Source organism: Yonghaparkia sp. Soil809, assembly GCF_001429705.1.
In the GTDB taxonomy this organism is placed as follows: domain Bacteria; phylum Actinomycetota; class Actinomycetes; order Actinomycetales; family Microbacteriaceae; genus Microcella.
Genome location: NZ_LMSV01000001.1, coordinates 934,788 through 935,352 on the forward strand (window position 1 = coordinate 934,788; position 565 = coordinate 935,352).

At 67.3% G+C, this 565-nt stretch carries 1 protein-coding gene; it reads right to left on the minus strand.

What is annotated here, in order from left to right:
- Window positions 1-565 (minus strand): hypothetical protein (locus ASG83_RS12785; RefSeq protein WP_162253781.1); only part of this gene is annotated, 565 nt, incomplete at both ends.

The window sequence follows — 565 nt, forward strand, 5'->3', positions numbered from 1 at the left end:
GGGGAGCTCCAGCCCGTTGACCGTCCGGGTGTACGTCACGCCCTCGACATCGGTGATCGTGTACGACTGCTCGAAGCAGTCATCGACCACGACGACCGGAGGCACGACGACGGCCTCGTCCTCGCAGAGCTCCGTGTTCGGTCCGGCGAGCGTTCCCTCGAATACGAGGACCTTGCCGCCCTCCTCCACGGTGCGACCCTCGACCGGCTCGCCGCTCTGGAAGAACTGCGTCTCCTCCCCGAGGGCCTCGAAGACCACCAGGAAGTCACCGTTCTCCTCGACCTCGACGATCGTCAGCGCCGCGAGCTCCGGGTCGTAGGTGAAGTTGTCCGGGTCGAGCCGCTGGGGGGCGTCGCAGGTCGGGTCGATGAAGGAGAGGAACGCGTCGGTGATGGGCAGCACGCACTCGTCGCCCTCGTTGGGTCCGGCGAGCGTCCCGGTGAAGGTCAGCTCGGTCTCCCCGCCCGCGAACTCGAAGCCGTCCTCCGCCGTGAAGACGACTTCGTAGGTGCCGTCCTCCGAGCCGTCGTCGACGATCACGTAGGTGCTGTTGTCGCCGCCGAAG